A 12,044-nucleotide genomic window follows, 5' to 3' on the forward strand; every position below is an offset into this window, starting at 1 on the left:
ATGGGATTCCTCCCTCGCAATCACGAAGAAAGAATCGCATTGTTCAAGCCAGTTGGGAATCCCCCATTGAATCTGAAGCCGCCGAACGCGCTCTAATCCGCGCCCAGCGCCTGTCCGGAGGCGTCATCCACATTGCCCCGCCAGACCGGACTGTTGCCGCGGACGACGGCATAGCCCCATTTTCCCTTGCCGAGCCGATTGCCGATGATCGACACGCCGCTGATGGGGCCGCCATTGAACTGGCCGTCGCTGTAGATCGCGTAGCCGCCTCCCAGGAGGCGATTGCCCTCGACGCTGATGTTGGAGATGGGCTTGAAATAATTGTCGATCATCACCGCGGAGGTCTGATCGTGGTCGTTGACCACCGTGTTGTGGCTGATGACGACGTCGTGGCCGCCGTCGATCTGGATGCCGTCGTAATGCGGCGAACCCGATGCGCGCAGGTCGTGGATGTAATTGTCCCGGATCACCGAGGGCCCCGTGATGTTGAGCCCGTTCTCGACGTCATGAATGTTGTTGGCGAGGAAGGTTCCCTGGCCGTCGATGCCGTTCGAGCCTTCATTGTCGTCGCCGACGCCGTCGATCTCGGAACTTTTCACCGTCGTTCCCGTCACGCCTTCGAGGATTTTCACGACGCTGAAGGTCGCCGCTGTGATCCGGCAATTGACGAGGGTGACATTGTTCGCCTTGACCGTCACCGCGCCGCGAATGTCGAGACCGGAAATCATGGCTCCGGCTTCAGTGATCGTGAGGTCGCCGGAGGGTTTGAGAATGACGCCAGGGGGAACGCCGGTGTTGTGTGCGTCCGGCCAGGTTTCGGCGAAGGCCGAGGTCGCCAGCGCGCAGGCGCAGAGGATCAACGCGCCCCTCATGAGCGCGACCGGCTCCACGCCGGGGCGCCGGTCTCGCCGCGCAGGCCGGCCGCCAGGCCGGCGAGCGTCGCCGCGCTGGCGCCTGGCGCGCGATGAAGCAAAAAACGCAGCGCGAACAAAGCGGACAAGGCGATCCGCGCCGGCACGCTCCAGGGATGGTGCCGGCGCGCGAAATGAATGGCGTTGCGATGCTGCAGATAGACCGCGAGCCGCGACAGCGCCGCGCTGCGTCCGGCCGAGCCGGTGGTGGTGCCCCGCTTGTGCGCGACGACAGACGTGGGCGCATAGCCCAGCCCCAGTTTCTTGGCGCGCGCCCCCCAGTCGAGATCCTCAAAGAACAGAAAATAGCTGTCGTCCATCAGGCCGATCTGCTCGATGCAGCGCCGGGTGACATACATCGAGGCGCCCGAGGGGCTTTCCATCGCCTGCTCGATAGCGGCGAGGTCGATGGGCGCGTCCAGGCGCTCACCGAGCCCAATGGCGACGCTTCGGGCCGACAGCCGCCGCCACTGAAGTCCGCCGCGAAATCGCACCCGCTCGCCGTCGCCATTTTCGAGAATGGTGCTCCCGACCATGCTTTTGCCGCCGGTTTCGGCGCGGGCCACCAACGCGCCGAGCGCGTCCGGCGCCGGCTCGGCGTCGGGGTTGAGAATCCACACCCCCTTCCAGCCCTCCTGGCGCATGAGCGGGCGCAGCCAGGCGTTGACGCCCCCGGCATAGCCGAGATTGTCGTTGGCGCAGCCGATCAGGAGTGTCGTGCTCCGTCCACGCAAGGCCATGCGCTGCGCCGCGACAAAAGGCGGCGCGGAGTCGACTTTTACGGAGGCGCGGCACAGCTCCGCGTCGATCAGGCTTTCGACCAGCCGCTCGTAGGCGGCGCGCCCGCCGTTTTCACAGATGAACACATCGAAACGCGGGGCGGTCGCGGCGCGCGACAAGGCGGCGAGGCATTGAAGGATGTCTTCGCAATTGTTGTAGCCCACGATCACCACGACCGTGTCGGCGATGCCGCTCATGATCTCCTCCTGGGGGCAAAATAGGCCTGTGTCTCGGCGGACATTTAATAATTAATAATTGCGCTCATTAAAATTAAATGCAAGATTATTTTAAAGCCATCCTCGAGCGCGGCCTCCGAGCGCCGCGCCGTCCCTGTGACGGGAGTGCGTTCTTGCCAGTAAGCGCCAAAAAATTCGCGCGATCGGTTTCGCTGTTTTTTCCGGCGCTGCGGCAAAGACGGGTGGCGGCGCAGCTCGCGCTGATCGGGTGGACCCGGCGTCCCTGGCGCCCGGTCGAGGCTGTCGGCGGCCTCGTCGGCGCGGACCCAGTTATCGTCGACGTCGGCGCGAGCCGGGGCTTGTCGGTCGCCAGCATGCTGATGATGAAACCCGCCGCGCGGATCGTCGCCTTCGAGCCGATCAAGGATCTCGCCGACGCGCTCCGCGCCAGGTTTCAGGGTCGGGGCGACGTCCGCGTCTTCGGCTGCGCCCTCAGCGATTCCGATGATGTGATGACCATCCACGTCCCGGTCTACCGGGGCTGTGTGATGGACACGCTGGCCGCGCTGAGGCGCGAGGACGCCGCGGACTGGATCAATCCGGAGCGCGTCTATTGGTTCGACCCGCGCGAACTCACGGTGAAGCCGCAAAGGGTCGACGTCCTGCGCCTGGACGATCTGAATCTCGCGCCCGATATCCTGAAAATCTACGCGCAGTCCCATGAACCCGAAGTGATTGCGGGGGCGGAACAGACCATTCGTCGGCATGCGCCGGCGATCATGGCGCCCGCGCGGATACCACGGATCGACGCCAGCCTGAGAGACCTCGGCTACGCGCGCTTCGCTTTTCGCGACAACACATTCCAGGCCGAAGGCGAGGGCGATTACACATCCTGGTATTTAAGGCCCGAGCACCGTGATCGCTTCATTTATCCCTGGCGAAAATAAATCGTGGAATAAAATGAAACATGATGTTCGTTCGTTTCCTCGAGTGCAAACAGATCGGAGCAGCGGATTGAGCGATTTGGCGGCGATGACCCTTGCGCGCGTCACCCGTCTGGCGCTGCTGGCGCAACGCCTGAGCTGGCCGGCGCCGCGCTTTGTCCGCGCGGCGGGCCGCAGGCTCCTGTCGCGTTTTGGTGATGACGAACAGCTTGTGCAGGACTGGTCCTCGCCGCTGATCCTGCGCGAGAGCGCGGGCAAGCGCGCCCTGCCGGGCCCCTTGCCCCGCCCAATCTCACGCGCTGCGTCCATCTTCGCGAAGGCGCCGGACCTCACGTCCCGGCCGTTTCGCTGCCTGCTCGCGACCGGCGTGCTCGACGCCGGCGGCATGGACGAATTCGTCGCCTTCCTCACCCGCCGGCTGGCGGCGCGCGGGGTCGCCGCTTCCGTGGTCGTGACCGATCGCGGGGCCGGCGGCGGGCAACTCGCCAAATGTCTGCGCGACGAGGGGTTCGAGGTTTTCCATGACTCCATCGCATCGACGCGACGCTGGCTTGCGAAAAATCGCCCTGATGTCATCAGCGCGCACGGGCCGCCCGATTGGCTCCTCGAAGCGGCGGCCGGGCTTCGCATTCCCGTCGTCGAAACCCTCCACGGCGTGCCGACCCCGATGGCGACCGACTGGACCAGAGAAGGTCTTCGCAGCCGAGGCATCCATCGTTTCGTCGCCGTCAGTGACCTCGTGCGACGGCAATATTTGCGCGGCAATCCCGCCTTCGATCCAGAGGCGGTCGTCACCATTCCCAACGGTTACAACGACAGCCATCGCCACACGATCGACCGCGCGGCGGCGCGCAACTGGCTTGGTCTCGAAGACGAGTTCCTTTTCCTGTCGCTGGGCCGCCATGTCATGCAGAAGAACGCCTTCGGTCTGGTCTCGGCTTTCATCGAGGTCGCGCGCGCCAATCCGCGCGCGCATCTTCTGATCGCGGGGCGCATGGACGACGGAATCTACATGCGCCATGTGGCCGAGCTTCGCCGCCGCTCGCCCGCAACGGAGCGCATCCATTTGCGCAGCAATCTCGCCGATCCCTCCGTTCTGTTGAGCGCCGCGGATTGCTGCGTCATGAACCCCTTTTTCGAGGGCTGGCCGCTGGCGTCCATGGAAGCGCTTTGCGCGGGTCTGCCGACCATCATGAGCGATGTCGGCGGCGCGCGCGAACAGCTCGCGGATGGCCGGTTCGGATTTCTGGTCCCCAACCCGGCCGGCGATCCGGAGACGGTGGATTGGGACATGGCGGCGCGGGCGCGCTTTGCGCCGCAGCGCAACAAGCAGGCGCTGGTGGCGGCGATGAACGCCGTGATCGCGGACCAGGACACATGGCGCCTCTCGCGCGAGGCGCGCGCGAAAGACGCCGTTTCGCGGCTGGACGCGCGCAAATGCGTCGACCGCTATGTCGAGCTTCTCGGTCGCGCGGCGGCGGGTGCGCGATGAGCGAGGAAAAGCACACTCCCAATCTCGCGACGCGCGCCCTATGCGTCATCGGCGCGTTGTTTCCCGGCGGCATTGTCACGATCAATGCGGGCGTGAAGCTTACGGTCGGCCGCATCGGCCTGCTGCTCCTGCTCGCGCCGGCGCTGGCGGCGCTCGCAAACTCATCCCGCCGCAAGATCGCTGCGGATCTCTGGGTGCTGGTCATCGCGCTATGGATGATCGGCGTCGCCGCCTATGCCGGTGGTTCCGAAAACTTGTCCTCCGCCGGCGCCCAGGCGCTCGAATTCTCAGGCGGCTATTTTGTCGCGCGCGGGTTGTTTTCTGATCCTGCGGGGGCGCGCGCCTTGGTCGATGCGCTGAAGCCGATCCTCGTGGTCGTCGTTCTCCTTGCTTTGGTCGACACGGCGTCAGGGCGGCCGTTCGTGCACGAGACGCTTGCGCGCCTCGCCGGCGTCGGGCCGATGTTGACGCCCGACTTCCGCATGAACCTAGTGCGCGCCGTAGCGACCTTCGACCATCCCATCCTGCTGGGCTCGTTCTGCACCATCGCCGGCGTATTGTTCATGAATGCGGAACAGACGCGCGGCGGCTGGCTCCTCTGGGTCGGCCTCAGCGCCGCCGGCTGCTTTTTGGCGCTGTCCTCGGCGCCGATGTTGTCGCTGGTCATTGCGCTGGCGCTGTTCGCTTATAGCCGCGCCACGGAGCAACAGAGCTGGCGCTGGTCGCTGATCTGGTTCGTGCTCACCGTTTCAATCGCGACCATTTTTCTTGTGACCAACCACCCCGTGGGCTGGATCATCTCCCACCTGACCTTCGATCCGGTGTCGGGCTATTTTCGCTTGATGATCTGGGACCGGGCGCTGCCGATGATCGGGGACCGGCCGATCACGGGCCACGCCTTCGCCCTGTTCAACGATTATATTCTCGACACCACCGTGGACAGCGTCTGGCTGGTCCTGGGCCTGCGCTATGGCGTTCCGCTGATCGTGCTGCTGGTTCTGGCGAATGTCGCGACCATGATGCCGACGCCGCGCCCGATCGAGTCGCTCGCCGACCGTCGCATGGCGACCGGCTTTTCGATGGCGCTGTTCCTGTTCATGCTGACGGGGTTTACCGTGCACTACTGGCACTATCTCTGGATACTCTGGGGCCTGTGCCTTGGCGTGCGTGGTTCGTTGCGCGCGGATGCGCTGGCTCAGGCCGCCTCATCCGGCGTCAAGGTTTTTGCGGCGCCGATGGAATTGACGCGCGCGGTCAGGATTTCCGCGCGATGACGACGAGGTCCTGCGCTGGAACGAACCAGGGCTGACTCGCTGGCCGCCGAGCAACTTTCGTGACTTGGAGTCCGGCGCGCCCGCACCAGCGTCGCAACGTCCAGGCGGATGTCGGATGTACGCCGGTTTCGTCGAAGCCGCGCCACAGGCGCAGCGTCCGCCTGAGATAGCGCAGGCGCGGCAGGTTAGGCGCGCTGATGATCACTGCGCCGTCCGGCGCCAGCAGCGAAAGGAAGCGCCGGATCAGGTCCGCGGGCTCCTGCACGAATTCCAGCACGTCGAGGAACAGCAGAACGTCAAAAGTCGCGCCCTCCAGCGCGGTTTTGGCCGCAGCGAGATCACCCTCGACGATCGTGACGCCATTGTGCGCGAGCGCCTCGCCAAACACGGGGTCGAGCGGCAGCGCGGCGACGCTGCATTCCCGGTCGATCAGACGCCGCTCGGTCGCTCCTCGGGCGGCGCCGATCGAGAGGACTCGCGCGCGGCGCGGAACCGCCGCGACCACCTCGTCAATCGTCGGCGCGTAAAGATCCTTGGAGTGGCGCGCCTGCCAGAGCTTGCTGTCCGTCGTGAACAGCTTTCTTGCCTTGGGGCCGCCAATGCGCCGCAGCGTCTCCATCTGCCGATCCAATTCGGCCTGGCTCAGGCCGACTTTGCCGGCATATTTGTTGGAGAGGTGATGCACGACAAAATCGTTGAAACGGCTGATCGGGATCAGTTTGGTGAAGCCGCATTGCGTATAGGGGTCCGTGGAGGCGGCGCACAGCAGGTCATAGACCTCCTGGTGTGGCGTGACGTCGAAACCGCCGGAGGCGATCGCCCGCTTCAGCTGCGCGCGCGTCAAAACATAGCAGGCCGAATGCGCGTTGGTGAAATGCGCCAGCGTCAGCGAATCTCTTGTACGCACGGAGGCCGGATCCCAGCGGTAGCGCCAGTGGAAATCCGGATAGCTTCTGTGTCGCTCGGAATCCTCTTCGTATCTGACGAAACCGACGATCTCATCCTCGCGCAGGAGCGCCGAAACCTCGAGAAACGCGCGCAGGTTTCGTTCGGTGATCAGAATGTCGTCTTCGGCATAGATGAAGAGGTCGTGCGTGTCGGCGCATGAGACGAACAGGCGCTTGTGCAGAAAGGGCAGGCTCCAGGGGTCTTTCACAGGCGGAGGCTCGACGCGCACGCTGACGTCGTCGCCGAGCTTTTTGGCGATGTTCGAGAACACCACAATATCGACGACGAAAGGCATCGCGCGATAGGCCGCGATCACCCGTCGAAGATGGACGTCATTGGCGACGCCGTGACTGGCGATCGCCACAAGGATGCGCGGCGACGGCGGCGCGTGCGGATCCATCTGTGTCGTCCGCGCCGCGCGGCCCGACACTTCGAAGGAACAGTTCATGTGGCGATCTCCAAAGCGGCTTAGCTGGCCGTAAAGCGCCGTGGCGTCGGACGCATGTTGCGTCGGTCCGAAAGCAATGTCCGCGCCTCAGGCGCGGGAGGGGGCGCTGAGCACCGCCGGTCTCGCCACGCGCCTTCTGCGCTGGCGTTCGCCGACGGCATAGCGCACGGGCGCGAGCAGTTCGCTCAGCTTCATGAGGCTGGCTTCCTGCTCCGGTCGGTCGTGCCAAACGCTCGAAGCGTAACGCAGACAGTCGACCGCGCCGCGCAACTGCAGCCGCCGCAGCTTTTGATACGCCCACCAGATCCCGCGTTCGGCGAGACGTTGCGAGCACCGCCGCCGCAACGCGTCACAGTCGCGAATGCGTGGCGCCGCGTCCTGGAAGAACGACTCGAAGGCCCGCCGCAACTCGCGATCGTTCACCAGAAAATCGTGGAACCATGCGAAGTGCATGTTCACGTCATGAACGCGATAAAAAGCCTGGGCGCAGCTCAATTGGGCGACGTCGCCATGGGTCGCCAGCCGCAGCCACATCTCGAGGTCGCCGGAATGCGGGAGGTACGGTCGATAGCCGCCCACGGCTTTCTGGGCGGCGGTGCGGACGATGGCCGAGGGCGTCGAGATCGGATTCCATACCTCCGCGCAGCAGCGCGCCAGATAGTCCTGACCGGCCCAGATCTTGACCTCGGGAGACGCTACGTCGGCGGCCTGCGGAAACGCGTCCCGGAACTGCGGCGAGTCCCCGCAGACCAGAACCACCTCCGGCTGGGCGTCGAGCACCGCGCAGGCGCGACGCAACGCCCCGGGCGCTAGCGCGTCGTCAGCCGAAAGCAGAAGGAAATAGTCGGACTGCGCCCAGGCGATGCCTTCGTTGAAGGTTGCGATATGGCCCCAATTGGTCCGATGCGCGATCACGGAGACTCTCGGGTCCTCTCGGGCGAGCCGTTCAGCGACCGCGACGGACTCGTCGGCGGAACAATCGTCGATGATGAGCACGCGAATATCGGTGACGGACTGGGTGAGGACGCTGCGCATGCATTGTTCGAGATAGCGGGCGTAATTGTGGCAGGGGACGAGAATATCGACTTTCGCCATGACCTTGATCTCCGCTTCGCTCAGGATCGCAAGGCGTCCATCAGGGCCTCGGCGACGCGGTCCTGATCCGATTCGCTCATCTGCGCGTAGAGGGGCAACAGGATTGCGCGGTCCTGGGCGCGTTCGGACAGGGGCAGTCGCGCTCCGTCCTGGGCGTAGGGCGCCTCGCGATGCGCGCACATGATCCCGCGCCGGCTGGCGACGCCCCGGTCGAGTAGCTTCTGCATGATGTCGCGCTGATCGGCCCTGTCCGGCAGCCGCACACAAAAACTCTGCCAGTTCGAGCGCGCCCAGTCCGGCTCGCGGGGCAGATGCAGGCCGTCGAGATCGGCGAGCAGCTTGCCATAGCGCGCGGCGAGCGCGCGGCGCCTGGCGACCAGTTCCGGCAACCGCGCCAGCTGGCCGCGGCCGATCGCCGCCTGGATGTCGGTCATCCGGTAATTGTAGCCGACGATCAGATAGTCCTCGATGATCACCTGCTTGGCGCCGTGCCGCACTGTGTCGGGGACGCTCATGCCATGTTGCCGCAACAGCCGGAATTTTTCGTCGAGCGCCGGATCGCGCGTGGTCAGCATGCCGCCTTCGCCGGTGGTGATGACCTTGCGCGGATGGAAGGAGAAGCAGGCGATATCGCCGCGCGGGCGGCCGATAGGCTCCCATGTCCCGTCAAAACGGATTTGGCTGCCTGCGGCGCAAGCGGCGTCCTCGACCAGCGCGATCCCGTGGCGCCGCGACAGCTCCGCGAGGGCGGCGAGATCGCAGGGCATGCCCATCTGGTGGACGGCGATGATGGCGCGCGTGCGCGGCGTGATCGCTTCCCCGACGCGTGCGGGATCGATGTTGTAGCCGTCGGGTTCGATGTCGACGAAAACGGGCTTGGCGCCGCAATAGCGAATGCAATTCACCGTCGCGATGAACGAGTGACTTGGCGCAATGACCTCGTCGCCTGGCCCGATGTCGAGAGCCTTGAGCGCCATGTGCAGGGCGGCGGTGCAGTTCGAGACGGCGCAGGCGTGGGGCGCGCCCACGAGCGCCGAAAAGTCGCGCTCGAAGGCCGCGACCTCGGGCCCCTGCGACACCCAGCCGGACAGCACGGCCGCGCGCGCCGCCTCGGCCTCCTGAGCGCCGAGCAGCGGCAGGGCGATGGGGATCACGACGCCACCGCCTGCGGCCGCGGCGCCGTCAGCTCCGGACGTTCCGCCCGCCACCACTTGACCAGATCGGCCAAGCCTTTTTCCAGACTGATCGTCGCGCGGAACCCCAACAGCCTCTCCGCCTTGCCCGTCGAGGCGAGCCGGCGCGGCACCGGATTGACCGAGCGCTCGGGCGCGAATTCGGGAATCATGCCGGGCCGGCCCATCACCGAGGCGAGCGCGCGCGCCATTTGCAGCAGGCTGGTCTCCGTTCCGCTGGCGACATTGAACACTTCGTCGGTCGCCCGGGCCTTGGCCCCGAGAATATTGGCGCGCGCGACGTCGCGCACATGGACGAAATCCATGGTCTGTTCGCCGTCGCCGAAAATGACCGGGGGCAGGCCGGCCTCCAGCCGCTCCATCCAGCGGATCAGCACTTCCGTGTAGCGGCCGTGGATGTCCATGCGCTCGCCATAGACATTGAAATAGCGGAAAGCGACGTAGTCGAGCCCGTACATGTCGTTGAAGGCGCGAAACAGCCCTTCGTTGAACACTTTTGCGGCCCCGTAGAGGGTGCGGTTGTTGTAAGGATTTTGGCGTTCAGTAGTAGGGAATTCCTCGGCGAGTCCGTAGACCGAGGCCGAGGAGGCCGCGACCAGCTTTTCCACATTGTGCTGGACGCACATCTCCAGCAGATCGAAGGTCGCTTGCGCCATCACCTCCATCGCCAGACGCGGTTCGGCGGCGCAATGGGTGATGCGCAACGCCGCCTGATGGAACACGATGTCGGCGGACCGGACCAGCGAGTCCATCAGGCTCCGGTCGCGGATGTCGCCCTCGACCAGCCGCACCGGACCGCGCGCCAGCGCCCGCCTGAGGTTTTCCGGGCGTCCCCGCACCATATTGTCGACGGCGACGATCTCGATGCAGCCCTCTTCGCACAATTGGTCGACGATATGGGAGCCGACGAAACCGGCGCCGCCGGTCACGAGAATTCGTTTGCCCTTCAGATTAGCCACGGGTGTCTCCTCATGTCGAAACGCAGTTCTTTTGCGATGTCGCGACGGCCTATTGCGCCGCGGCCAGGGATGCGCCCGTCAGCAGCTGCGCCGCCTCGCTCGCGTGCTCCGGCTGCATCTCCGGATAGATCGGCAGCGACAGGAATTCCGCCGCCAGCCGTTCGGTCACGGGCAGGGCTCCCCTTGGGAAGCGTGAAGTTTCATAGGCCTTCTGCAGATGGACGGGGACGGGATAGTGGATGCCGACGCCCACGCCTGCGTCCTGCAGCGCCCTCAGCGCTTCGTCGCGGCGCGGATGGCGGATGGCGTAGACGTGATAGACATGGCGGCAGTGGCGGGGCGGCGTGGGCCGCCCGAGCCCGCTGTCCGCCAGCAGATGGTCATAGATGGCGGCGATCGCCCGCCGGGCGCGCGTCCAGGCGTCGATGTGGTTCATCTTGACGTCGAGGACGGCGCCCTGGAGCGCATCCATGCGGTAATTGAAGCCCGCGACCACGTGCCGGTATTTCGCCTCCTGGCCCCAGTCGCGCAGCAGCGCGATTTTCCGCGCCAGTTCGGGATTGGAGGTCGTCACCGCGCCGCCCTCGCCATAGGCGCCGAGGTTTTTTCCGGGATAGAAGCTGAAGCAGCCGAGATCGCCGATCGAGCCGGCGCGCCGCCCCCGGTATTCCGCGCCATGCGCCTGCGCGGCGTCCTCGATCACCACGATGCCATGGCGCCGCGCGACCGCCATGATCGGGTCCATATCGGCCATCAAGCCATGCAAATGCACGGGCAGGATGGCCTTGGTGCGCGGCGTGATCGCCTGCGGGATGCGCGCGGGTTCCATGGTCCAGGTGAGCGGATCGACATCGACAAAAACGGGACGCGCGCCGCATTGAAGAATGGCTGCGGCCGTCGCGACGAAGGTCATCGACACCGTGATGACTTCATCGCCAGGCCCGACGCCGGCGGCGAGCAGGGCGAGATGCAGGGCGGAGGATCCGCTGTTGACCGCCTTGCATTCGGTGGTCCCGCACCAGGCGGCGAAGCGCTTTTCGAAAGCCTCTACCTGGGGGCCGAGAACGTAATTGCCGCTGGCGATCACGCCCATCACGGCGGCGTCGATCTCGGGCTTGATCTGAGTGTATTGGGCTTTCAAATCAAGGAAGGGGATCACGGCGAGCCTCCGAAGGATGCTGTCAAATCAACAGCTTGGAAATTCCATATTTAATTCTATTTAAATTAAATCACAATAAAACGGAGAAAGAAATTAAATAATGCGGCGCCGCGCAAAAAATGCAGCCTCTCCCTTGCCGCGCCTCATCCCGCCGGCGCCGCCGCCTCGGCGCGCGCGCGCGCCGGCCGCGGCGCGACGATCCGCGCGGGAACGCCGGCCACGATCGCGCCCGCGGGCACATCGCGGGTGACCACCGACCCAGCGCCGACCAGCGCGCCGGCGCCGATCGTGACGCCGCAGAGAATGGTCGCGTTCGATCCGATCGAGGCGCGTTTTCCGACATGGGTCGGCGCCACCGCCCAGTCTCCTGCGCTTTGGAGTTCGCCGCTCTGGGTCGTGGCGCGCGGAAATTTGTCGTTGGTGAACATCACGCCATGGCCGATAAAGACTTCGTCGTCGATGACCACGCCTTCGCAGACAAAACTGTGCGAGGAAATCTTGCAGCGCGCGCCGATGCGCGCGCCCGCCTGAATTTCGACAAAGGTCCCGATCCGCGTCTCGTCGCCGATCGAGCAGCCGTAGAGATTGACGAGATCGGGATGGAAGATTTTGACATCGCGCCCGAGCCGCGCATCATTCTTGATCGGCATTTCTGGTCTCCCGGT

General features: G+C 65.1%; 11 protein-coding genes. 3 read left to right on the forward strand and 8 right to left on the reverse strand.

From position 1 onward, the window contains the following. Positions 1-92: 92 nt before the first annotated feature. Positions 93-872: a right-handed parallel beta-helix repeat-containing protein gene (locus tag M2320_RS05400; protein ID WP_264596393.1), complete on the reverse strand. Its 780-nt coding sequence runs from the start codon at positions 870-872 to the stop codon at positions 93-95. Then, a complete protein-coding gene (locus M2320_RS05405; protein ID WP_264596394.1) occupies positions 869-1,888 on the reverse strand; it encodes a glycosyltransferase family 2 protein in 1,020 nt (339 codons plus the stop codon). The genes M2320_RS05400 and M2320_RS05405 overlap by 4 nt, the downstream gene beginning before the upstream one ends. Before the next feature lie 152 nt (positions 1,889-2,040). On the opposite strand from M2320_RS05405, the gene M2320_RS05410 reads away from it, so the two are divergent. The 3 genes from M2320_RS05410 (at position 2,041) to M2320_RS05420 (ending at position 5,577) form a co-directional block, all read left to right on the forward strand. After that, complete coding sequence (locus M2320_RS05410) at positions 2,041-2,814, forward strand: FkbM family methyltransferase (RefSeq protein WP_264596395.1); 774 nt, start codon at positions 2,041-2,043, stop codon at positions 2,812-2,814. 67 nt (positions 2,815-2,881) lie between these two features. Continuing rightward, positions 2,882-4,303, forward strand: coding sequence for a glycosyltransferase family 4 protein (locus tag M2320_RS05415; protein WP_264596396.1), 1,422 nt, complete (start codon positions 2,882-2,884; stop codon positions 4,301-4,303). Beyond that, positions 4,300-5,577, forward strand: coding sequence for an O-antigen ligase family protein (locus tag M2320_RS05420; RefSeq protein WP_264596397.1), 1,278 nt, complete (start codon positions 4,300-4,302; stop codon positions 5,575-5,577). Before M2320_RS05415 ends, M2320_RS05420 begins: the two co-directional genes overlap by 4 nt. Here the strand turns inward: M2320_RS05420 and M2320_RS05425 are convergent. From M2320_RS05425 to M2320_RS05450, 6 genes are all read right to left on the reverse strand, one after another. Continuing rightward, a complete protein-coding gene (locus M2320_RS05425; protein WP_264596398.1) occupies positions 5,558-6,973 on the reverse strand; it encodes a class I SAM-dependent methyltransferase in 1,416 nt (471 codons plus the stop codon). The genes M2320_RS05420 and M2320_RS05425 overlap by 20 nt on opposite strands. An 87-nt stretch (positions 6,974-7,060) precedes the next feature. Then, entirely contained in the window at positions 7,061-8,068 is a 1,008-nt protein-coding gene (locus M2320_RS05430; protein WP_264596399.1) for a glycosyltransferase family 2 protein, read from the reverse strand. 20 nt (positions 8,069-8,088) lie between these two features. Then, entirely contained in the window at positions 8,089-9,222 is a 1,134-nt protein-coding gene (locus M2320_RS05435; protein WP_264596400.1) for a DegT/DnrJ/EryC1/StrS family aminotransferase, read from the reverse strand. Beyond that, the gene (locus M2320_RS05440) at positions 9,219-10,211 is read right to left on the reverse strand and encodes an NAD-dependent epimerase/dehydratase family protein (protein ID WP_210304508.1); all 993 of its coding nucleotides are present in this window, start codon (positions 10,209-10,211) and stop codon (positions 9,219-9,221) included. Before M2320_RS05440 ends, M2320_RS05435 begins: the two co-directional genes overlap by 4 nt. Before the next feature lie 58 nt (positions 10,212-10,269). Then, on the reverse strand, positions 10,270-11,379 hold the full coding sequence (locus M2320_RS05445) for a DegT/DnrJ/EryC1/StrS family aminotransferase (protein ID WP_264596401.1): 1,110 nt from the start codon (positions 11,377-11,379) through the stop codon (positions 10,270-10,272). 143 nt (positions 11,380-11,522) lie between these two features. After that, the gene (locus tag M2320_RS05450; RefSeq protein WP_264596402.1) at positions 11,523-12,029 is read right to left on the reverse strand and encodes an acyltransferase; all 507 of its coding nucleotides are present in this window, start codon (positions 12,027-12,029) and stop codon (positions 11,523-11,525) included. Positions 12,030-12,044: the final 15 nt, after the last annotated feature.

Source organism: Rhodoblastus acidophilus (assembly GCF_025961575.1).
GTDB classification, from domain to species: domain Bacteria; phylum Pseudomonadota; class Alphaproteobacteria; order Rhizobiales; family Beijerinckiaceae; genus Rhodoblastus; species Rhodoblastus acidophilus_C.

Excerpts from the sequence above, each read along its gene's own strand:
- M2320_RS05430 (WP_264596399.1), bottom strand. The coding sequence starts at position 8,068 with ATGGCGAAAGTCGATATTCTCGTCCCCTGCCACAATTACGCCCGCTAT.
- M2320_RS05425 (WP_264596398.1), bottom strand. The coding sequence starts at position 6,973 with ATGAACTGTTCCTTCGAAGTGTCGGGCCGCGCGGCGCGGACGACACAG.
- M2320_RS05450 (WP_264596402.1), bottom strand. The coding sequence starts at position 12,029 with ATGCCGATCAAGAATGATGCGCGGCTCGGGCGCGATGTCAAAATCTTC.
- M2320_RS05405 (WP_264596394.1), bottom strand. The coding sequence starts at position 1,888 with ATGAGCGGCATCGCCGACACGGTCGTGGTGATCGTGGGCTACAACAAT.
- M2320_RS05400 (WP_264596393.1), bottom strand. The coding sequence starts at position 872 with ATGAGGGGCGCGTTGATCCTCTGCGCCTGCGCGCTGGCGACCTCGGCC.
- M2320_RS05420 (WP_264596397.1), top strand. The coding sequence starts at position 4,300 with ATGAGCGAGGAAAAGCACACTCCCAATCTCGCGACGCGCGCCCTATGC.